Origin of the sequence: Novosphingobium sp. 9U (assembly GCF_902506425.1) — a bacterium.
In the GTDB taxonomy this organism is placed as follows: Bacteria; Pseudomonadota; Alphaproteobacteria; order Sphingomonadales; family Sphingomonadaceae; genus Novosphingobium.
On sequence record NZ_LR732469.1, the window covers coordinates 1,131,260 to 1,151,569 of the forward strand.

The following is a 20,310-nucleotide window of genomic DNA, read 5'->3' on the forward strand; positions in this document are numbered from 1 at the left end:
CACTCTCCGATCTGCCTACAGAAAACAGATCGGGAACGGATTTGTCAATCAGCTGAGCGGGCCCCGCTGGTGATAACGAATAATTAACTTTGCTGACATTCGCCGATCTGCATTCCGGCCTTCGTTAAACAAGTGGCGGGCCACAGCCCAAGGACCACGCGTTTCATGTGAAAGATCCGATAGAGCGGTCGCACTCGCGTGCTTGTAGATGTTGTATAATGACCGTAGTAACTTAAGGTCGCTATCATCAACCTTCGGCTCAGCAAGAACTCGTTCGCCAGTAGCCGGAACGAACTGCATGGCGCGGGTCTTTATCGGCGACTTGCTGCTACTCTTAAATTCGGCGAAGACGCTAGGTTCAACCGGTCCGTAATCCCAGGCTTCGAAATCTTGACGGACCAGAGGTTTCCCCATCGCCCGCAAATAGTCTGCATGACAGAAATATAGAAGCTTCTGGAGCTTCATAGGGGTCATTGTGATGCTCTCGGCGTCTGCCCAGTCGAGAAGCAAGTTCGCCAAGCCCTTGATATCATAAGGGGCTGAGGTCACGGGCGCTTGAATACTCCGTTGATCATCCATCCTATATAATCTCACAAATCCTCGCGCCCGCGTACGCCAAACTTGGAGTGCCAACGAGCGTTGACCTTTCACTATCCACAGAACGGCGGGACTACTTGTCCACAGTTGGCAAGCGCTTTTGCGTCAAGACTACGGAACAAGGCAAGAACATAGTCGCACTTGGAACGTCTGCCGCTTGTACAAAAACCATTTTCCTACAGCCCCTGATGTAATATAACCAACCTGGTTCACCTCGGCGCGCCGTTGGGCGGCGAGTCGAGGTCGCTCTTGCTCGCGAGGTGAACCATGTTCGACACATTCAATCCGCAGGGCCTCGGCGCTCGGGCGTCCGGTGGCTCCGGGGTGCATGAGGCTGGGGACGGCACTCCGGCGCGAGGTCCTACCTCATTCGGGCGGGGGTGGATCCCCGCCGATCGGGATATCGGGTTGCCGGGGGATGACTGCGCACCATCGCGCGCAGGAGGCTCCGGCGCTGCGCCTGGGGAGAGCCCCAACCCCAGCCCCTCCCCCGAAGAGGAGGGGCTCGCCACCGCTCCGCCTGCTCGCAATCACAACTCCTGGACGCCGGCGCGCAAGGCGGCGTTTTTGCATCATCTGGCCGAGACGGGGAACGTGCGCGCCTCGGCGGCGCGGGTGGGGATGACGCACCAGTCGGCCTATCTCGTGCGGCGGCGGGAGCGGCCGTTCCGGGCGGCCTGGGCGGCGGCGCTGGTGCTCGCGCGCGAAGTCGCAGCGCAAGTGCTCGCCACGCAGGCAATCGACGGGATCGAGGAACAGGTGTGGTTCCGGGGCGAGCGGGTCGGCGTGAAGACGCGGTATGACGCGCGCCTGCTGCTCGCCCACCTTGCGCGGCTCGACAAGGCGGCGGAGGCGGAGGACGCGGGCTTGCACGCCGAGCGCTTCGACGAACTGCTCGCCACCGTCGCGGGCGAGGGGCCGGAGGAGGGCTTGCGCGATCACGGCGAGACCTGGGCCGATCCCGACCCGCTGCTCCCCCATGCGCGCGAGGTCTGGGCCAACCGGACGGCCGATCGCGCCTACAACGACGCGCACCGGCAATGGCGCGAGGAGTTCGACGCCGCACTCGCCACGAAGGCGGATGAGCCTGAAACGCTCTACACGTCCTGGTTCGACGCCCCGCTCGCCGAGTGGGACGCCTGGCACCCACGCGCCTGCGCCGCCGTCGACACCGCAGTCGCCGCCGAGAGCCGGGAGGTGTTCCCCGACTGGGTCGAGGTGGTCGACGAGGCGGAGGAATGGGGCTGCGAGGACGAGCGCGACGAATGGGACCGGGTGCCGGACTGGAACGACCCGGTCTACCGCAACGATCCGCCGATGGAGTACAAGTCGATGGAGCTGGGGTTGCAAGGTCCTCCCCCTGTGGGGGAGGTGGCAGGCGCGTCAGCGGCTGACGGAGGGGTGTCACCGCTGGCGAAGTGCTCGGACGAGGGGGTTACACCCCTCCACCGCCTGCGGCGGTCCCCCTCCCCTTGCAGGGGAGGATCTGAGTTTCCTCAGGACACCGGCAATTGCGGCAACTCAGCCCGCTCCGAGCTTCCTCGCAACGCGCCAGCCCAGCGCCTTGGCGCGGTTGCTGGCGGGCCAGCGGGCGGGGCGGGCGGGGGACATGCCCCACTTGCGCATGAGGCCGTTGAAGGCGCGCGCATCGGCTTCGGCGAAGCTCCACTCCGAGCGCCAGGTGATCGAGAGCGAGACCGACGGCTCGGGTCCGTTGCGCACGAAGTGCGGCGCCATCACCGGCACGTAGACCGCCTCGCCGGGGCCGATCGGGTATTCGCGGCCGCCGGATAGCAGCTCCTCGCGCCAGGTCAGCTCGCGGCCGCCGCCGGTGTGGTAGGTCTCGTGCACCCGGTCCGGCGCGTAGCGCGGCTCGCCGGCGGGGAACTGGGTCATCACCTTGGACCCGCGGACCTGGAGCAGGATGTTGTGCTCGGGGTCGAAGTGGTAGGGTGTCATGCTGCCGGGCGAGCTGATGAAGACGAAGGCCTGCGTCTTGAGCATGCGGCCGGTGCGGCGCTCGATCGCCGGGGTCAGCTCGGCCAGCAGCTCGGCCAGCAGCGCGGCGTAGGGGGTGTGTTGCTCGACGTTCTTGAGCACCGCCCACGAGGCGCTGGTCTCGATCCGGCGGATGGTCTCGCCGATGGGAATGCCGGTGGGCGCGGGCTTGCCGTCGATGCCGATGGGCTGGTCGGCGGCGTTGTACTCGACGGAAGGTTCGGGGAGGGCTTCGGCGAGCTGCGCCAGCGCCTCGCGCTCCAGCAGCGGGTGGTGGTCGAGGCTGTGGGCGAGGATGTGCGGCACCTCGGGATAGGAGGCGGCGAAAGTCTCGCGGGAGGTTGGGGGGAAGACGGTCATCGCTTGACCTCGTGACGGACGATCTGGCGGAAGGCGAACCGGCGCGCCGCCCCGCCGATGGCGATGGAGATCCGTCCGACCTCACGCCGCTCGCGCCAGATGTGGTCGATCATCGGGTGGTCGGCTGCCGCGCAGCTGTCGGTCCAGGCGATCTCCGGGTTGCTCAGGATCGCCAGGTTCTCGCGCTGAAGCAGGACGCCGGGGGAGAAGCGGGCGAACCCCTCGTCGAACGCGGTCTTGAAGGAGAACGCGCCGGGCGGGCTGAGGAAGGTGGCGAGCATGGCGATCGGCCTGCCGTCCAGGGTTAGGGTGAGGCGTTCGAGGCGGCCGCGCTCTGCCGCGCCGGCGAGGCTTTCGGTGAACAGCGCGGCGGTGGCAGGGCTGCAGGCGAGGGCGGAGCCGGCATGGCCCTTCCAGCCGGCCTGTTCGAGGGCGAGGAACTGCGCGGTCCACAGCTCCAGCCCGGCGGCATCGGTGCAGCGGTGGAACTGCACGGCGCCCTCGTCGGCGAGACGGTTGGCCTGGCGGCGCAGTTCCTTGCGCTTCTTGCCCGACAGCGAAGCATCCCAGTACGCCTCGGGCGTGAGCTCGGAGGCGAGCAAGGCCCGCTCCTCGCGGTGCACGATCTCGGCCTGCCGGTTGGACGTGGCGAGCACGGCCTGGAGCGCAGCATGCAACGGACCGCCGAGCGGCAGGTCGCGCAAGTGGAGGAACAGCGCGGCACCGGCATTCTCGTCCGCCCAGCGCAGCACGGCCTGCCAGAACGGCACTTCCGCTCCGGCTGAGACGAGTGGCGCGCCGCAGAACGCGTTGGGGTGGAGCCAGTTGGCGAGGTTGGGGAACGGGTGGCGGTAGTAGCGGCTCTGGCGGACGATCGGCAGCAGCCCGGCGAGTTGGCCGGCGACGTCGACGCGGAGGACCTGGACCTGGCTTTCGGTGCCGAGGTGGCGGAGCGAGGGGAGGAGGTACCAGCTCTCGAAGAAGGGGTTAGGCTCGCTGGTCTGGGTTGCCAGCGTGTCCCAAGCGGCGACCTGCTCCGGTTCGGCAAGGGACTGCCAGGGCACGCAAGCGAGCGTGCCGGGGCCGCCGGTGAGCGGAGCCGGCTCGGCAGGGTGCTGGGTCTTCGGCCTTGTCGCCACGGTTAACCTTCGCCTGGCGCGCAGAGCGGTCGCGCGAAGTTCAGCTAGCAGGACGCAGTCAAGGAGGAGCTAAGGACGATGGTTAAAGAAAAGCCCCGCGCGGCGGACCGGCGGGGCTTGAGGCAGTCGAAGCGCTCAGGCGTGGCTGGCGAGTACGGCCAGGAGCAGCAGAGCGACGATGTTGGTGATCTTGATCATCGGATTGACGGCGGGGCCGGCGGTGTCCTTGTACGGATCGCCGACGGTGTCGCCGGTGACCGCGGCCTTGTGGGCGTCCGAGCCCTTGCCGCCGTGGTTGCCGTCCTCGATGTACTTCTTGGCATTGTCCCAGGCGCCGCCACCCGAGGTCATCGAGATGGCGACGAACAGGCCCGAGACGATGACGCCCAGCAGCATCGCGCCGAGCGAGGCGAAGCCCTGGCCTTGCCCTGCGACGGCGGTGATGATGAAGTACACCGCGACCGGCGAGAGCACCGGCAACAGCGAGGGGACGATCATCTCCTTGATCGCGGCGCGAGTGACGATGTCAACGGTGCGGGCGTAGTTGGGCCGGCTCGTCCCTTCCATGATGCCGGGGTTGGAGCGGAACTGCTCGCGCACATCCTCGACTACAGAGCCAGCCGCGCGTCCGACCGCAGTCATGCCGAAGGCTCCGAAGAGGTACGGCAGCAGCGCGCCAAGCAGCAGGCCGACGATGACGAAGGGGTTCGAAAGCGAGAAGTCCACCACGACGTCGGGGAAGAACTCCTTGAGGTCGGTCGTGTAGGCGCCGAACAGAACCAGCGCGGCGAGTGCTGCAGAGCCGATGGCGTAGCCCTTGGTCACGGCCTTGGTAGTGTTGCCGACGGCGTCGAGCGCGTCCGTCCTCTCGCGCACTGCGTCGTCGAGCCCGGCCATTTCGGCGATGCCTCCGGCGTTGTCGGTGACCGGGCCGTATGCGTCGAGTGCCACCACCATGCCGGCGAGGGCGAGCAGTGCTGTCGCGGCAAAGGCAACGCCGATGATCCCCGCGAGCTGGTAGGTCGCGATCACTGCGACGACGATCACCAGCGTCGGCAGGGCGGTAGACTCGAGGCTGATGGCGAGGCCCTGGATGACGTTCGTGCCGTGTCCCGTCTCGCTGGCTTTGGCGATCGAGCGGACCGGGCGGTAGTTGGTGCCCGTGTAGTATTCGGTGATCCAGACGAGCAGCCCGGTCACCGCAAGCCCGATCATCATGCACCAAAACAAGTCCAGGGCGGTGAACTCGGCCCCATCGCGGGCCGCGGTGCCGAGCGCGGCTTCGGTGGTCAGCGTGTCGGTGGCGGGTTGGAGGAAACCAGCACCGCCGATGACGGCGTTGAGGTCATGGAAGGCGTACTGGAACACGCCGTAGATGAAGAAGACCGAGAGGATGACGGTGACCCAGAAACCTTTGTACAGCGCGCCCATGATCGACGCTTTGGAGCCGAGCCGGACAAAGTAGGTGCCGATGATGGAAGCGACGATGCACACGCCGCCGACGATCAGCGGCACGGACATCAACGTCAGCAGGTCTGCGGTGGGCGCCTTCACCAGCAAAGCGATGGAGACCATCGTCAGGCCGATCGTAACGACGTAGGTCTCGAACAAGTCAGCGGCCATGCCGGCGCAGTCGCCCACATTGTCGCCCACATTATCGGCGATCACGGCGGGGTTGCGCGGGTCGTCCTCGGGGATGCCGGCCTCGACCTTGCCGACGAGGTCGGCGCCGACGTCCGCCGCCTTGGTGAAGATGCCGCCGCCAAGACGTGCGAAGATCGAGATCAGCGAGGCGCCGAAGGCGAGTGCCGTCAAGGCGTCGACGATCGGCCGGGCATTGGGCGTAAGGCCGGCAGGTCCCGTCAGATACCAGAACAGCCCGGCGATCGAGAGCAGGCCGAGCCCTGCCACCAGCATGCCGGTGATGGCTCCGGATCGGAACGCCAGCGTGAGGCCGCCCTGCAGCGAACCCCGCGCAGCCTCGGCCGTGCGTACATTTGCGCGCACCGAAATGTTCATGCCCACGAAACCGGCGACACCCGAGAGGATCGCGCCGATCAGGAAGGCTACTGTCGAAAGCGTGCCGAGTGTCAGGAACAGCACCACAGCTACGATTAAGCCGACGATGGCGATGGCGGTGTATTGGCGGCCGAGGTAAGCCTTGGCGCCTTCCTGAATGGCGGCGGCGATATCCTGCATCTTTTCGTTGCCGGCAGGTGCGCCGAGCACTTGTCTACTGGTGATGATGCCGTACAGCACGGCGACCAACCCCAGGACGATTGCGAACGTGATCAAGTCCACGCAACATCCCCTTTTCCCATTGTTATCTTTTATTAGGCAGCGTTGTTCGCTGCTCTAAAGACAAGGGCTATAGGGTGGTCGCGGTACTGGCAAGCCGGGATTGCGGAACTGTTCGGGAGTCAGTTCTGATGCTCGTAGCCGAGACTTGCAGGCGCGGGTACCGCCTGATCGTCGTAGGTAAGCTGTAAACCCTGTCCCACTGCCAGGCGCCCCACCCGGTAGAAGGAGCGGCCATGCTTCGCCGGCAACGCCGAGAGCGAATGTTCCTGCTCGGCTGGGGCAGCGAACAGGAGATGGTAATCGTCGCCCGCAGTCGAGGCGAACAGCCTGGCTTCGAGTGCCTCTCCCATTACCTGACAGAAGGCCGGAGATAGAGGCACTTGGCTCAAATCGATCTCGACGGCCAACCTGCTCGCCGCAGCGAGCCGCTTGGCATCGATCAGTAGACCGTCCGACACATCCATCATGGCACTGACGAGAGGTGCGATCGCAACTCCAAGTGGAGCACAGGGCTGCGGCTGGCGATAGGCTGAGATCAGGTTTGCCCGACTGGCAACGTCCGCGTCCCGCTCTCCACGCAGAATGGCGAGACCTGCACCCGCGTCACCGATCGGTCCGCTGACCCACAGGTGATCGCCAGCGCTGGCACCGGCGCGCGAGGGCACCGGCACACCGTCGTGCGGCTCGCCCAGCGCGACCAACGCGAAGCTACGGGCTGCCCCAGGAGGCTGCCGCACAGTGTCCCCGCCAAGGAGGGGGATGGCAAAGTGTTCACAGGCCGTTGCAAGTCCGGCGAGGAAGGCGGTGTCCCAGCCATCCTCCTGTGCCAGTGGATAGCTGAGCAGGCAGCCGCGCGGCTCTGCGCCCTTTGCCGAAAGATCGGAGACGTTGGTGGCGACCAGCTTCCACGCGACCGTTTCCGCAGGGTCATCGGGCAGAAAGTGTACTCCCTCGACGATGGTGTCCATGGTCAGGACAAGGCGCGTCTCGCCAAGTTGAAGCATCGCCGCATCGTCGGCAAGGCCGCGTGCTGCCGGGGACGTGGCGATGGCTCTCAGTGCCGCGATGAAAGCGGCTTCAGTGGTCATCACGCCGCATGTCGTTCACCTCAGCGAACCTGCTTGCCCACCGCGTCGAGCACACCGTTGACGAACTTGGCTTCGCGCGCATCGAAGAAGGCATGTGCGACATCGAGGTATTCGCTGATGGCACTGCCGGTCGGCACGTCCGCACGCGCCATCAGTTCCCAGGCGCCCGCGCGCAGGATCTGCAGCATCGTCCGGTCGAGTCGGGTAAGAGACCAGCCCTGTGCCAACTTGCTCGCCAGCAGATCATCGATCTCGTCACGACGTGCGAGCACGCCTTTGACCACATCGTCGAAGAATGTGACCTCGGCCTCGGCGTACTGGTCCTCGTCGATTTGCGCCCCGAGGCGGTGGCGGTGGAACTCATCAAGGAGCTGCGCCTGCGGCGTGTTCTCCATCTCATGCTGATAGAGGGCCTGCACGGCAGCAAGCCGCGCGGCCGAGCGCTCTCTCGGTTTGGCGGTCATATCCCCAGTCTCGTTTCGATCGAGCGCGCATGGGCCGGCAGGCCTTCGGCCTCGGCAAGCGCGATGGCGGCAGGCCCAATGGCGGCGAGCGCGCGCTCGTCCAGTTGGATGAAGCTGGTGCGCTTCATGAAGTCGAGCACCGACAAGCCCGACGCGAAACGCGCCCGGCGTCCGGTCGGCAGCACGTGGTTGGGACCTGCGACGTAGTCGCCCACCGCTTCCGGCGTGTGGCGGCCCAGGAACACGCTACCGGCGTGGCGGATACGGGAGAACAGCGCCTCAGGGTCTTCCGTGGCGATCTCGACGTGCTCGGCTGCCAGAGCATTGGCTAGCGCAGGCGCTTCGTCGAGGCTTTCGACCTCGATGATAACGCCGTGCTTCTGCCAGCTCTGGTCGGCCACGCGCGCGGTCTGCAACATGGCGATCTCGACCCCTACACGGTCGGCAACAGTGTCGGCAAACAGCGGATCGTCGGTGATGAGGATCGACTGCGAGGAAGGGTCGTGCTCGGCCTGACTGAGCAGGTCGGCGGCGATCCACTCGGGATTGTTGCGCCCATCAGCGATCACCAGGATCTCGCTGGGCCCGGCGACCATGTCGATGCCGACCACGCCGAAGAGCTGGCGCTTGGCTTCAGCGACCCAGGCGTTACCCGGTCCGGTCACGACATCGACGGGCCGAATGCGCTTCGTACCATAAGCCAGCGCGCTGATCGCCTGCGCGCCACCGACGCGCCAGACTTCATCCACGCCCGCCAGATAAGCGGCGGCGAGGACGAGCGGGTTGACCACGCCCTTGGGTGTTGGCGTCACGACCACCAGGCGCTCGACACCCGCAACCTTGGCCGGGATGGCGTTCATCAGCAGCGAGGAGGGGTAAGCCGCGCGTCCGCCAGGAACATACAGACCGGCTGCATCGACCGGCAGCCACTTGGCGCCTAGCCGCACCCCGGCATCGTCCGTGTAGTCCCGATCTTCGGGCTTCTGTGCCTCGTGGTAGGTCCGGATGCGCTCGGCAGCGAGTTCGAGTGCTGCGCGCAGTTCTGGCTTCAGCGTGTCGAAGGCATCGCGGCAGGCGGCAGGCTCGATCCGCCAGGATGCCTCATCGCCCAGGACATGGCTGTCGAACCGGCGCGTGTAGTCGACGAGAGCCTCGTCGCCACGGCTGCGCACTTGCGCCAGGATCAGGGCGACATCGCGCGCGACATCATCGTCGCTCTCGCGCCGCTCACGCACGAGGCGACCGAACGCGGCTTCGAAGCCGGGATCGCGGGTAGACAGGCGCAGCATCAGGCGGCCTCGCGCTCGCTGACGAGGGCACGGAACCGTTCCACCAATGCACCTACGCGCTCATCGGTCTTGAGCGCCGCGCGGTTGACGATAAGACGCGCCGAAATGTCGAGGATGCGGCTTGTCTCAACCAGGCCGTTCTCGTGCAGCGTGCGCCCCGTCGAGACCAGGTCGACGATGCGGCTTGCCAGACCCAGGCTGGGTGCCAATTCCATGGCGCCGTTAAGCTTCACGACTTCGGCCTGGATGCCCAGGCGCTCGTAGTGGCGACGGGTAAGGCTCGGGTACTTGCTCGCGACGCGCAAGTGCGAAGGCATCGCACCGGCCGCTTGGCCCTCCGGCTCGGCAACTGAGAGGCGGCAGTGGCCGATGTCGAGATCCACGGGCGCATAAAGATCGGGGTAGGCGAACTCTTCGACAACATCTGATCCGACGATCCCCGCCTGCGCGGCACCATGCGCGACGAAAGTGGCGACGTCGAAAGCGCGCACGCGGATCAGCCGCATCTGCGCATCCTCGCACGCAAACGACAGCGCGCGAGACTTCTTGTCATGGAATTCGGCTTCGGGCACCACTCCGGCACGCGCCATCAGCGGCAGCGCCTCGTCAAGGATGCGGCCCTTCGGCACGGCAAAGATCAGCGGAGCAGGCATGGCCGCGGGCCTTACGCGGCAAGCCGGCGAAGGGCAACACGGGAGCGCGCATTATGGACGCCGGTACCAGCTTCGATGGAGATGTGCAGAACGCTTTCGACAACCAGCTCGAGTACTGCAAGCGCAACGACGCCCCCATCACCGCGCGGATCGTACGCGCGCTGCGCGACGCCCTGGCTGCGGACGAAGGCGCGCCATTCCTGAACCGGATCCGCGACTGGCAAGGCGTGGCCCTTGCCGATGGCCTGCCGTTGCGAGCGGCGGGAGCACTGCACGGGCTGCACATGAGCGGCCGGGCTCCTGAGCTTGATGCGATATACGCCGGCGAACCGGCTGACGACGTCACCATCGTTCGCGCTGTCGCGAAGGCTCACTCGGACTGGCTGCTGCCGTGGCTGGAAGGGCCGCCACAGACCAACGAGGCAGGGCGCTCGTCGGGCTTTGCGGCCGGTATGCTATGGCTTGCGGATCAGGGCCTGCCCATCCGTTTCGAGCCCTTCGAGATCGGCTCCAGCGCCGGGATCAATTTGATGATGGATCGTTTCGCCTGGGGCCTGGGCGGTGTGCATGTCGGCGCGCGCGAGCCGCTGCTGTCGTTCACGCCCGAGTGGCGTGGTCCACCGCCGCCGCAGCATGCGCTCTCGATCGCGACGCCAGTTGGGTGCGACGTCGCGCCGGTTGATCTTACCAGCGCTGAACAGGCCTTGCGGCTCAAGGCCTACATTTGGCCGGAGCACACGGAGCGGTTCGCTCGGCTTGAAGCCGCCATCGCCGAAGCGGCGGTTCACCCCCCGCTGTTGACGCGTATGCACGCGGCCGATTTCGTGGAGCAGCACCTCGCGAGCCCGCAGGCCGAGGGGACGACGCGCGTGCTTGTCCACTCCATCGTGTGGCAGTACCTGCCAGCGAACGAGAAGGAGCGCATCACTGCAGCCATGGAAGCTGCGGGCGCGCGAGCGACGCAAGACCGAGCACTCGCCTGGATCGCGCTGGAAGCGGACCGCGTGGCGATGGCTCACGGATTGCAGGTGCGCTCCTGGCCCGGCGACGGCAAGGCTCACCGCCTAGCCGCCGCGCACGCACACGGTGCCTGGCTGGAGTGGCTGGGGGCTTAGCTCTCGCCAGGCGCCCGCAGCCGCAAGGCGAGGGCATGGACGCGCTGGCCCGGAATGTCGCCCAGTGCCGCATTGACCATCCGCTGCCGCTGCAAGCGCGACTGGCCGGTGAAGTGGGCACTTTCGATCTCGACGGTGAAGTGCGATTCGCCGCTGCCGTCATCGCCGGCATGGCCGTGATGCCGTGCGCTGTCGTTGGCGACATCGAGGTAGGTGGGGGCGAAGGCGTCGGTCAAAAGCCGTCGCATTTCCTGAGCAATCGGTCCGGTCATGCCTTCCATTTAGGGCATTGCTGTCCCATCTGAAAGCCGGTGAGCAGGGACAGATTTCACGGAAGATTCGAGGCCACGGGGCGCGAGTGCAACTGGCCAGGGTGCGATGATGCAGGCGAGTTTCGCGCGCCCGGCGGTCGGCCTTCAGGGTTCGACGGGCCGGGTGACTACCGCTGGTTTTGCCTGGAGCACGTGCGCCAGTTCAACTCCGGCTACGATTACTTCGACGGGATGAGCTCGGAGGAGATCTTCGAGGCGCAGTCGCCGCTGCATGGCTGGGCAGGCGCAACGCGCGCGTTCCGGCCCGACGCCGGAGTGGATGACGTGCCGCGCTGGGCCGACTTCTCCGATCCTCTGGAGGCGATCGGCGCCAGGGCTCGCGCGCATGTACGTGAGCGGCGCGAGCAGATGCGCGCAGAGGCGAGCGGCTTCAATCCGGCCGAGCAGCGCGCGCTGAACACCTTGGGCTTGGCGCTCGACGCCGACCGCAAGGGGCTGCGGCGGCGCTATACGGAACTGGTCCGACGCTTCCACCCCGATCACAACGGCGGCGACCGGTCGCACGAAGGCCGCCTGCAGCAGGTGGTCGATGCCTACCAGTTGCTACGGCGTGCGGCCGCGTTCGCTTAAAGAAAGAGCCTCAGCGAAGGGGTACCCTGAGGCTCCATTCTTCAGTCAGGCCGTCTTGGTATTACCAGAAGAAGTCGTAGATCGCGTCGACCACTTCGCCTGTGTACGTGTCGACGAGCAGCACATCGTCATAGTACCGGACCCAGCGATAGGGTCCATAGACCTCCGGCAGGCGGTACGCGTAGGGATCGTCGATCCAATAGCGCGAGCCATAGAACAGCGAGCCGAGCGACAGGCCTATGCCGACACGGCGATAGCTGTAGTTCTGATAGGGCGAGTAATAGCGTCCCGCCTGGAACACGCTGCGATTACGCGAGCGGTAGGACGACCAATCGTACCGGTTGTTGCTGCGCCAGCCACGATCCCAAGCGCGATTGTCACCGCCCCGCCAGTTGCCGTTGTCGCCGCGCCACTGACCATTGTTGCGCCAGGATTCGCGACCATAGTTGCCCTGGCGATCGTTCTGCCAGCGAGCCCGAGCGTCACGTCGGTTGTCATCGCGGCGACCCTGCCACTGCGCCTGGTCCCGGCGCTCCTCACGCTGGACCTGCCTATTGCCGCCACGATTATCCCCATTGCGGAAGGCATCGGTGTCCCGGCCCTCGAGCACTGCACCGCGGTAAGCTTCCCATTGTTGCGGGGTCCAGCCACGGGTATCGGGGCCATTGCGGTTGCCACGTGCGGCCTGCTGTCCTTCGCCGCGCCAACCACCATTGCGATTGCCGTTCCAGCCCTGCTGACGAGCCGCGGGCGCACTTGGGGCGTGCTGCTGCGCCACGGCAGGCGCCTGAGCTTGCGCTTGGGGGCGTTGTTGCCACTGACGCTCACCCTGACCTTGCGGCCGCGCTTTCACGCGATCGCCGCGGTTCTGCCAGCCTTGGCCGCCGCGACCGTCGCCACGTCCGCCGCGTTGACCTTGACCCTGGCTTTGGCCCTGATCCTGTGCCGATGCAATCGTCGGTGCGGCCAGCGCCATCATCACGACGGCGAGCGCACCGACACTGGTGGCATATCTCTTGATGAATGTCCTTGCCATCTGTCCCGTTCTCCAAAGGGACGGGTCGCACAGCGATCGTGGCCTGTCCTTGCAGACCTTCTATGACTTGCGCGCTGTCGCAAGTCTGAATTGGCATTGCGCCTTCCGTTCAGCTTTCGCGAAGTGCAGCTGAACGGAAGGCGGCAAGGCTTAGCGAGTCAACTTCTTGTAAGCGAGCGCGGTTGGACGGTCTGCCGCATCACCAAGGCGACGGCGCTTGTCCTCTTCGTAGGCCGCGAAGTTGCCCTCGAACCACTCGACATGGCTGTTACCCTCGAACGCCAGGATGTGCGTGGCGAGACGGTCGAGGAAGAAGCGATCGTGGCTGATGACCACGGCGCAACCGGCGAAGTTCTCGATCGCATCTTCCAGCGCGGCCAGCGTCTCAACGTCGAGATCGTTGGTCGGCTCGTCGAGCAGGAGGACGTTGCCACCCTCCTTCAGCATCTTGGCCATGTGAACGCGGTTGCGCTCACCGCCCGACAGCTTGCCGACGTTCTTCTGCTGGTCCGCGCCCTTGAAGTTGAACGCGCCGACGTAAGCGCGCGTCGACATGTCGTGGCCGTTGACCTTCATGTAGTCGAGCCCGTCCGAGACTTCTTCCCAGACGTTCTTCGCCGGATCGAGGTGGTCGCGGCTTTGATCGACGAAGCCGAGGTGCACGGTGCTGCCGATGTCGATCTCGCCCTCATCCGGCTGCTCCTTGCCGGTGATCAGCTTGAATAGGGTCGACTTGCCCGCGCCATTCGGCCCGATCACGCCGACGATGCCGCCGGGCGGCAGCATGAACGACAGGTTCTCGAACAGCAGCTTGTCGCCATAGGCCTTGGTAACGCCCTTGGCCTCGATCACCTTGCCGCCCAGGCGCTCGGGCACCTGGATCACGATCTGCGCCTTGCCTGGCTTGCGGTTGTTCTGCGCTTCTTGAAGCTGCTCAAACTTGCGGATACGCGCCTTGGACTTGGTCTGGCGCGCGGCCGGCGTCTGCCGGATCCACTCGAGCTCTTCGCGCAGGGCCTTGGAGCGGCCGCTCTCTTCGCGCTCTTCCTGGGCGAGGCGCTTGGCCTTCTTCTCCAGGTAAGTCGAGTAGTTGCCCTCGTAAGGGAAGTACTTGCCGCGATCGAGCTCCAGGATCCAGCTGACCACGTTGTCGAGGAAGTAGCGGTCGTGGGTGATCATCAGCACCGCCCCGGCGTATTCCTTGAGGTGGTTCTCCAGCCACTCCACGCTTTCCGCGTCGAGGTGGTTGGTGGGCTCGTCGAGCAGCAGGATCGACGGCTTCTGGATCAGCAGGCGGGTGAGGGCGACACGGCGCTTTTCACCGCCCGACAGGCTGGTCACCGGCCAGTCGCCGGGAGGGCAGCGCAGCGCTTCCATCGCCAGTTCGAGCTGGCTGTCGAGCGACCAGCCATCGACCGCGTCGATCTTCTCCTGCAGCGTGCCCATTTCTTCCATGAGCGCATCGAAGTCCGCGTCCTCCGGGGGGTCGGCCATGAGGTTGGAGATCTCGTTGAAACGATCAACCAGGTCGGCGACGTCGCGCGCACCGTCCTTGACGTTCTCAAGCACGGTCTTGCTGGCGTCTAGCTCGGGCTCCTGCTCAAGGTAGCCGACCGTGATGTTCTCACCGGCCCAGGCTTCGCCGGTGATATCGGTGTCGATGCCGGCCATGATCTTGATCAGCGTCGACTTGCCGGCGCCGTTCGGGCCGACGATGCCAATCTTGGAGCCTTGATAGAACTGCAGATTGATGTTCGAGAGCACCGGCTTTTGCGCACCGGGGAAGGTCTTAGTCATGCCCTTCATGACGTAGGCGTACTGGGCGGCCATCTAAAATCCTCTGGGATCTGGCGTGTAGGGGGAGTTGCCGGGTCCTCTACTAGCGCAGGCCGGTCACCGCAAGGCTCAGGGCGGCCGAGGGCAAGTGCGAGAGGCCGTCGCTTCGATTGGTTGGTCTCAGATGGGCTTATCTCTTGCTCGTGAACAGAGCGCGCTGCGACGAGTTGTCATACCAGCGCGCGGTGCCAAGCCCATTTCTATCCGGCAAAGACGATCTCGTATAAGGTAACCCGTCCAACACCGCATTAATCCAGATGGTACGCGACCGGAACTGATGCAGCCACCCACAGATAGTGTCGCACCACCCCAGACATCCGCGCTGAGCCACCCCCGTGATCAGCGCCGCTTGGCGACGTCAGGCGCACCCTCGTCGAGCAGGACGACGGATCGGCTCGACGCCGAGAAGTACTCGAGCATGGCCTCGTACCCACGCGGGCTCAGTCGAACGTAGACGCGCCGCGCGTCCCCGGGGTCGGCCTCGCGGCTGAGAAAGCCCTGGCGTTCCAGGATCGATATCCAGCGCAGCGCCGTGGTCGACGGGACCGCAGAACCGATGCAGGCGCTGGTCACTGACACCCTGCGCCGTTCCTTGGCCGCGATGAAAAGGTCCAGCATGATGTCCCAGGCCGGCTCACCGAACAATTCGTCCGATTGGAATATCTTGTTGCGCCGCCGTCGATCGTCGTACGTCTGACGCGCGAGTTCGACCCATACGGGGTGGTCCTGACCGGCCGTGGGCGTGGCATTTGGCGCGCCACCACCAGTTGAAGGCGAGCCATCGTCATGGTTCGTCATCTCGAGTTCGCGTGCCATGGCAAGGAGTTCGTTCGCGATCCCGATCAGGCGCATGGCCTTCGCGCGATTTCGCATAACCTGTTGCGATATTCCCATGAAGACAAAGCCCCCGCCCGCCGCCGTGCAGGCGTGGGATGCGATCAAAAACGCGGCAAGGTCGCGCACCCTTCCGGATACCCTTTACGACTGGGCGGACCGCTCCCCGTGCGATCCGCGGTCGCCGAAATGGCCGATCCGGTCTGGAGCAACTATAAGCGGGCAAGACGCGCGGCGTCTTCGACAGCTTAGTCCGTTGTGGAGATTTCCTCGGGAAGATTAAACTGGCGCCGCAACGCGTTAAGGGCGGCATCGAGGTGCGCAGCAGCTATGTTTGCACCAAGCTCATCAAGAGCGACGAGGCACGCTGCGAGGTCATCGGCAAGGTTCTTGGCACGATCGGAGTCGGACACTGGACTTGTCTCCACAACGCGAGGGGAAACCCTCGCGAACGTCCGCTGAAGCGGACCTATTTTTTCTTTGCGACCCGGATTCTTCCGGAGACTGTTCTTTGCGGCTTTGTATCCGAAATCGATGTTTATCGGAATACACCGTCTCCGTGGCATGATCCCGCAGCTTTGGGAACAACCTTCTCACCTTTGTTCTACAAGGACACAGTTCGGACCGGCTCGTTAATTCCGCAATATTGCCGACAACGTGTAAATACCTATCTTTGCTGCAAGCCAAGTGCGGTATTTCGCTCGCTTAGTTGCGCGAGCTGCGCAGGACTGAGGTTAATTGCCGTTGCGCCCACCAGTTCGCCCAATTGCTCTGGAGACGTCGAACTGGCGAGCGGAGCGGCGATGCCGGGCTGCGCGTTCACCCACGCGAGCGCGACCTGCGACGGCTTTGCGCCGATCTCTGCGGCTATCGACCGCAAGGTATCGAGAATTTCCCATCCGCCATTCGCCGCGGCATCATCGAGTGAACTGGCGCGCGCGTTGTCCTGCCACTGTGCTGCGCGCTCGTACTTGCCGCTCAGGAAACCGGCCGCGAGACCATAATACGGCAAGACCGCAATGCCTTGCGCAACGCAAAGGTCCTGCAAAGCGCCTTCGTAGCTATCGCGCGCAACGAGATTGTAGAGCGGTTGCGCGACCGTGAAGGGCTGGGCGCCGCGTGCGGATGCGGCCGCGTTAAGCTGCGTCAAACGCACGGGCTCGTAATTCGAAACACCGAGTTCCCGCACTTTGCCGGCGCGGAACGGCACGTCGAAGGCGGTGACGACTTGGTCGAGCGGCGTGACGCGATCGTCGCGGTGAATGTAGTAGAGGTCGACATAGTCGGTCCGCAGCCGCTCCAGCGAACCTTCAAGCGCAGACGCAACCGCCTCGGGCTGGAGCGCACCGGGAGGACCGCCCATGCCGGTCTTGGTACCGATCCGCATCTCCGACCGATTGCCGCGGCTCTCCATCCAGGCGCCGATTATGGTCTCGGACTCGCCGCCCTTGTTGCCGGGCACCCAGGAAGAGTAGCCTTCCGCGGTGTCGATCATGCGCCCGCCCGCCTCGTAGAAGGCGTCCAGCACGGCAAAGCTCTGGTCCTGGTCGATCGTCCATCCGAACACGTTGCCGCCCAGAACCAGGCGGATGCCGGCGATGGAAGGATGATCGACCGAACCGTTGCTAGCCACCAAATCGTTCCTTCAGTTCCAGCAGAGCGATCGCCGCCTTGGCAGCCTCACCGCCCTTATCCTTCTGCGCGGGGTCGGCGCGCACCAGCGCCTGTGCCTCGTTCTCGACCGTAAGGATGCCATTGCCGATGGCAAGGCCGTCCATGGTCATGGCCATGATGCCGCGCGCGCTCTCGCCAGCGACGATCTCGAAGTGGTAGGTCTCGCCTCGGATCACGACACCGATGGCGACAAAGCCGTCGTAGTCGCCGGATGCTTCGGCAAGGGCGATGGCGGCCGGGATTTCCAACGCGCCGGGCACGGTGATCGTCTCGCTCTTGTGACCCGCCGCCTTGAGCGCGGCGCGCGCACCCTCAACAAGCATGTCGTTGAGGTGATCGTAAAAACGCGCCTCGACGATGAGGAACTTAGCCATTGTGTTCGTCTCCGGCGCCGTCGATCGCATGCTCGCCGACGATGTTGATACCATAGCCTTCCAAGGCCACGAGCGAATGGTGTGTGTTGGTCAGCAGCACCATGTCGTGCACGCCCAGTTCGGCAAGTATCTGAGCGCCGACGCCATAGTCACGCAGCTCGTTCAGGTCCGGCTCCTCGCCAGCACGAACGCGCTGCTTGATGTCGAAGGTGCGCGACATCAGGGTACCCATTGGCCGGTTGATGAGGACGATGACGCCTGTCCCGGCCTCACCGATGATCTCCATCGAACGATGCAGCAGATCGCCGCGCGCGCCATGCGTCTCGCCCAGGATGTCGGCGAAGATCGAGAGGGTGTGCATGCGCACGAGGGTTGGCTTAGTCGGATCAATCCGCCCCTTGACCAGAGCCATGGTTTCGTCGCCGGTGGCCTTGTTGTAGTAAGTGCGGGCGGTCCAGTGGCCGCCGAACTTGCTTTCGAACGTAAGGTCCGCCTTCTTCTCGATCATGCGATCGTGACGTCGGCGATAGGCGATGAGATCGCGGATGGTGCCGATCTTGAGGTCGTGCATGCGGGCGAAGCTGACGAGGTCGTCCATGCGCGCCATGGTACCGTCGTCGCGCATGATCTCGCAGATCACGCCCGAGGGGTTGAGACCTGCCAGGCGCGAGATGTCGACGGCAGCTTCGGTGTGGCCCGCGCGGACCAGGACGCCGCCGGGACGCGCGCGCAGAGGGAACACGTGACCGGGAGTGACGAGGTCATCGGCGCCTTTGGTGCCGTCGATCGCGACCGAGATGGTGCGAGCGCGGTCGCCCGCGGAAATGCCGGTGGTGACGCCTTCGCGTGCTTCGATCGAGACGGTGAAGGCTGTCTCGTGCCGCGTGCCGTTCTTGGGGCTCATGGCTTCGAGGCCGAGGAGATCGCAGCGCTCGGACGTCAGCGACAGGCAGATCAGGCCGCGGCCATGCGTAGCCATGAAGTTGACCGCAGCAGGCGTCGCCATTTGCGCAGGGATGACGAGGTCGCCCTCGTTTTCGCGATCCTCGTCATCGACCAGGATGAACATGCGGCCATTGCGAGCCTCGTCGATGATCTCCTCGATGGGCACCAGGACGGGGCGTTCGTCGTTGGCGAAGAGGACGCGCTCCAACTTGTTGAGCGTGTCGGCGGTGGGGTTCCAGTCGGACTCGGTCAGGTCGCGCAGGGTATTGGCGTGGAGACCGGCAGCACGAGCGAGACCCGAGCGGCTCATGCCGCCGTCGGTCACCAGCTTGCGGACTTTCTCGATAAGGTCGGTAGCCATTCGGGTGTGCTCACATCACATTGGAGTGTGGGCGATGTAGGCGGCGATCACATTGCAGGCAAGCGCGTTTGTTGTTGCGAGTGGATCGCATCTGACTTGCCGCAGTTGCCGGTGTCCTAATGGTGAAGAGAGAAGGGCGTGCAAGTGGCAGAATTCGCGGGGCAAACCCATGGACTAACGACGCTATGCTGACATCGGAGTTGGCGCGGAGCATGCCTCGACTGAAGCATAAGTCGCGCTTGTAGGACAGCCGTCTTTGCCGATCTGGTTCGTTCAGGCAGCGTCGGCCCAGGCTTGACCCGGGACCGGTTACGCCATGCAGCAAGGTTGCCGGCCTGCGCGGCCAGGTTCAGCGATGCCGACACGAGTCCCGAGTCGAGCTCGGGACGCCGTGTATTTCTACGCCTGCTGCTTGGCGCCGCCCATCATCTTGCTGATGTCGACCTGCCCGGTGGCGAGGCCGCCCATGAAGCCGCCGTCGACCGGCAGGACGATGCCGTTCACCACGCCGGCCAAGTCCGAGTTGATCAGCACCAGCGGGCCGGCCTGCTCCGCGGGCGTGGTGTAGCGGCCGAGCGGCTCGGCGGCCGCGTCGACCACGTCCTTGCCGGAGGTAGCATGGAAGGTTGCCATCATCGGGGTTTGCGTGGGCGAAGGCAGCGAGCAGTTGATGCGAATGCCCTTCTTGATCAGGTGCGCGCCCATGAACTGGGTCCAGACGATCACCGCTTCCTTGGAGAACGCGTAACCTTCGGCAACTTGGTCGAGGTTGGCCTCGCACCATTCGAGACCGGCCTGGAAACCCTGGGTCTGCAGTAGCTGCATGTGTACGGGAATGCGGCGGCTCCAGCCCAATCCGCCGGTCGAGGCGATCGAGATGATCGCACCCTTGTCGCCCATCAGCGGCACGACTCGCTCGGTCAGGTGCCGCGTGCCGAGGAAGTTGACCTTCATGGTGTCGAGCGGCGGGAAGCCACCGCCTCCCGGCAGGCCTGCGCAGTTGAACAGCGCGTCGATCTTGCCGCCCACGGCAGCCACGCCCGCTTCGATCGTCGCCGGATCGCGCAGATCGACCTTGTTGAAGGATGCGAGCGGCAGGTCGACGTCCTTGAAGTCGAACCCGTGAACTTCGGCGCCGAGCGAGAGGAGCAGCTTGGCCGTCGCCTCGCCCATGCCCGAGAAGCAGCCGCTGACGATGACGCGCTTGCCCTTGTAGCCCAGAACGTCGCTCATGATCGTGATCCTTCCTCTCTGTCGCGGGTCGCGGCAATTTGTGCGTGGTAGCTACGCCGGGGCAGGGCGGGGCATCAACCGGGGTCCAGCGTGATCGCGCAGGCGATGTGG

The 20,310-nt window shown here is 64.9% G+C and carries 19 protein-coding genes; 2 read left to right on the forward strand and 17 right to left on the reverse strand.

All coding sequences use genetic code 11. The features are described 5' to 3' along the window. Nucleotides 1-48 precede the first annotated feature (48 nt). The 8 genes from GV044_RS05150 to hisG all read right to left on the reverse strand — a co-directional run bounded on the left by GV044_RS05150 (nucleotide 49) and on the right by hisG (nucleotide 9,889). On the reverse strand, nucleotides 49-579 hold the full coding sequence (locus GV044_RS05150) for a Panacea domain-containing protein (protein ID WP_159866320.1): 531 nt from the start codon (nucleotides 577-579) through the stop codon (nucleotides 49-51). A 1,539-nt stretch (nucleotides 580-2,118) separates the two neighbouring features. Beyond that, nucleotides 2,119-2,955, reverse strand: a complete 837-nt coding sequence (locus GV044_RS05155) for a transcriptional regulator (RefSeq protein WP_159866323.1) — start codon at nucleotides 2,953-2,955, stop codon at nucleotides 2,119-2,121. Further along, nucleotides 2,952-4,094: a GNAT family N-acetyltransferase gene (locus GV044_RS05160; protein ID WP_159866326.1), complete on the reverse strand. Its 1,143-nt coding sequence runs from the start codon at nucleotides 4,092-4,094 to the stop codon at nucleotides 2,952-2,954. The genes GV044_RS05155 and GV044_RS05160 overlap by 4 nt, the downstream gene beginning before the upstream one ends. Before the next feature lie 135 nt (nucleotides 4,095-4,229). Continuing rightward, nucleotides 4,230-6,395, reverse strand: a complete 2,166-nt coding sequence (locus GV044_RS05165) for a sodium-translocating pyrophosphatase (RefSeq protein ID WP_159866330.1) — start codon at nucleotides 6,393-6,395, stop codon at nucleotides 4,230-4,232. A 119-nt stretch (nucleotides 6,396-6,514) separates the two neighbouring features. Further along, nucleotides 6,515-7,483, reverse strand: a complete 969-nt coding sequence (gene thiL, locus GV044_RS05170) for a thiamine-phosphate kinase (protein ID WP_159866333.1) — start codon at nucleotides 7,481-7,483, stop codon at nucleotides 6,515-6,517. Between the two features lie 20 nt (nucleotides 7,484-7,503). After that, nucleotides 7,504-7,947, reverse strand: a complete 444-nt coding sequence (gene nusB, locus GV044_RS05175; protein ID WP_159866336.1) for a transcription antitermination factor NusB — start codon at nucleotides 7,945-7,947, stop codon at nucleotides 7,504-7,506. Further along, nucleotides 7,944-9,236 (reverse strand): histidinol dehydrogenase, encoded by a 1,293-nt coding sequence (hisD, locus tag GV044_RS05180; protein ID WP_159866339.1) that lies wholly within the window; start codon nucleotides 9,234-9,236, stop codon nucleotides 7,944-7,946. The genes nusB and hisD overlap by 4 nt, the downstream gene beginning before the upstream one ends. Then, nucleotides 9,236-9,889: an ATP phosphoribosyltransferase gene (gene hisG / locus GV044_RS05185; protein ID WP_159866342.1), complete on the reverse strand. Its 654-nt coding sequence runs from the start codon at nucleotides 9,887-9,889 to the stop codon at nucleotides 9,236-9,238. The genes hisD and hisG overlap by 1 nt, the downstream gene beginning before the upstream one ends. Before the next feature lie 53 nt (nucleotides 9,890-9,942). Between hisG and GV044_RS05190 the strand changes: the two genes are divergently transcribed. After that, entirely contained in the window at nucleotides 9,943-11,004 is a 1,062-nt protein-coding gene (locus GV044_RS05190; protein ID WP_159866345.1) for a DUF2332 domain-containing protein, read from the forward strand. Here the strand turns inward: GV044_RS05190 and GV044_RS05195 are convergent. After that, complete coding sequence (locus GV044_RS05195) at nucleotides 11,001-11,276, reverse strand: BolA family protein (RefSeq protein WP_371741573.1); 276 nt, start codon at nucleotides 11,274-11,276, stop codon at nucleotides 11,001-11,003. The two genes, GV044_RS05190 and GV044_RS05195, sit on opposite strands and share 4 nt — an antisense overlap. A 39-nt stretch (nucleotides 11,277-11,315) precedes the next feature. Between GV044_RS05195 and GV044_RS05200 the strand changes: the two genes are divergently transcribed. Further along, nucleotides 11,316-11,906, forward strand: coding sequence for a J domain-containing protein (locus GV044_RS05200; RefSeq protein ID WP_159866351.1), 591 nt, complete (start codon nucleotides 11,316-11,318; stop codon nucleotides 11,904-11,906). A gap of 61 nt (nucleotides 11,907-11,967) precedes the next feature. On the opposite strand, the gene GV044_RS05205 is transcribed toward GV044_RS05200, so the two are convergent. From GV044_RS05205 to GV044_RS05240, 8 genes are all read right to left on the reverse strand, one after another. After that, nucleotides 11,968-12,942, reverse strand: coding sequence for an RcnB family protein (locus tag GV044_RS05205; protein ID WP_159866354.1), 975 nt, complete (start codon nucleotides 12,940-12,942; stop codon nucleotides 11,968-11,970). A 150-nt stretch (nucleotides 12,943-13,092) separates the two neighbouring features. After that, on the reverse strand, nucleotides 13,093-14,772 hold the full coding sequence (gene ettA / locus GV044_RS05210; protein ID WP_159866357.1) for an energy-dependent translational throttle protein EttA: 1,680 nt from the start codon (nucleotides 14,770-14,772) through the stop codon (nucleotides 13,093-13,095). Nucleotides 14,773-15,117: 345 nt separating this feature from the next. After that, nucleotides 15,118-15,672 (reverse strand): MarR family transcriptional regulator, encoded by a 555-nt coding sequence (locus tag GV044_RS05215; protein WP_159870900.1) that lies wholly within the window; start codon nucleotides 15,670-15,672, stop codon nucleotides 15,118-15,120. Between the two features lie 188 nt (nucleotides 15,673-15,860). Continuing rightward, a complete protein-coding gene (locus GV044_RS05220) occupies nucleotides 15,861-16,025 on the reverse strand; it encodes a hypothetical protein (RefSeq protein WP_236554710.1) in 165 nt (54 codons plus the stop codon). A gap of 254 nt (nucleotides 16,026-16,279) precedes the next feature. Beyond that, a complete protein-coding gene (locus tag GV044_RS05225) occupies nucleotides 16,280-17,245 on the reverse strand; it encodes an aldo/keto reductase (protein ID WP_159866363.1) in 966 nt (321 codons plus the stop codon). After that, nucleotides 17,238-17,660 carry a 6,7-dimethyl-8-ribityllumazine synthase gene (gene ribH, locus GV044_RS05230; RefSeq protein ID WP_159866366.1) on the reverse strand — a complete coding sequence of 141 codons (423 nt, stop codon included), beginning with the start codon at nucleotides 17,658-17,660 and terminating at the stop codon, nucleotides 17,238-17,240. Before ribH ends, GV044_RS05225 begins: the two co-directional genes overlap by 8 nt. Next, the gene (gene ribB / locus GV044_RS05235) at nucleotides 17,653-18,966 is read right to left on the reverse strand and encodes a 3,4-dihydroxy-2-butanone-4-phosphate synthase (protein ID WP_159866369.1); all 1,314 of its coding nucleotides are present in this window, start codon (nucleotides 18,964-18,966) and stop codon (nucleotides 17,653-17,655) included. Before ribB ends, ribH begins: the two co-directional genes overlap by 8 nt. A 399-nt stretch (nucleotides 18,967-19,365) precedes the next feature. Next, complete coding sequence (locus GV044_RS05240) at nucleotides 19,366-20,199, reverse strand: coniferyl-alcohol dehydrogenase (RefSeq protein WP_159866372.1); 834 nt, start codon at nucleotides 20,197-20,199, stop codon at nucleotides 19,366-19,368. Between the last annotated feature and the right edge of the window lie 111 nt (nucleotides 20,200-20,310).

What these genes read in the sequence shown, in the direction of transcription:
- GV044_RS05150 (WP_159866320.1), bottom strand. Translation starts at nt 579, where the DNA reads ATGGATGATCAACGGAGTATTCAAGCGCCCGTGACCTCAGCCCCTTAT.
- GV044_RS05155 (WP_159866323.1), bottom strand. Translation starts at nt 2,955, where the DNA reads ATGACCGTCTTCCCCCCAACCTCCCGCGAGACTTTCGCCGCCTCCTAT.
- thiL (WP_159866333.1), bottom strand. Translation starts at nt 7,483, where the DNA reads ATGACCACTGAAGCCGCTTTCATCGCGGCACTGAGAGCCATCGCCACG.
- nusB (WP_159866336.1), bottom strand. Translation starts at nt 7,947, where the DNA reads ATGACCGCCAAACCGAGAGAGCGCTCGGCCGCGCGGCTTGCTGCCGTG.
- hisD (WP_159866339.1), bottom strand. Translation starts at nt 9,236, where the DNA reads ATGCTGCGCCTGTCTACCCGCGATCCCGGCTTCGAAGCCGCGTTCGGT.
- hisG (WP_159866342.1), bottom strand. Translation starts at nt 9,889, where the DNA reads ATGCCTGCTCCGCTGATCTTTGCCGTGCCGAAGGGCCGCATCCTTGAC.
- GV044_RS05190 (WP_159866345.1), top strand. Translation starts at nt 9,943, where the DNA reads ATGGACGCCGGTACCAGCTTCGATGGAGATGTGCAGAACGCTTTCGAC.
- GV044_RS05195 (WP_371741573.1), bottom strand. Translation starts at nt 11,276, where the DNA reads ATGACCGGACCGATTGCTCAGGAAATGCGACGGCTTTTGACCGACGCC.
- GV044_RS05205 (WP_159866354.1), bottom strand. Translation starts at nt 12,942, where the DNA reads ATGGCAAGGACATTCATCAAGAGATATGCCACCAGTGTCGGTGCGCTC.
- ettA (WP_159866357.1), bottom strand. Translation starts at nt 14,772, where the DNA reads ATGGCCGCCCAGTACGCCTACGTCATGAAGGGCATGACTAAGACCTTC.
- GV044_RS05215 (WP_159870900.1), bottom strand. Translation starts at nt 15,672, where the DNA reads ATGGGAATATCGCAACAGGTTATGCGAAATCGCGCGAAGGCCATGCGC.
- ribH (WP_159866366.1), bottom strand. Translation starts at nt 17,660, where the DNA reads ATGGCTAAGTTCCTCATCGTCGAGGCGCGTTTTTACGATCACCTCAAC.
- ribB (WP_159866369.1), bottom strand. Translation starts at nt 18,966, where the DNA reads ATGGCTACCGACCTTATCGAGAAAGTCCGCAAGCTGGTGACCGACGGC.
- GV044_RS05240 (WP_159866372.1), bottom strand. Translation starts at nt 20,199, where the DNA reads ATGAGCGACGTTCTGGGCTACAAGGGCAAGCGCGTCATCGTCAGCGGC.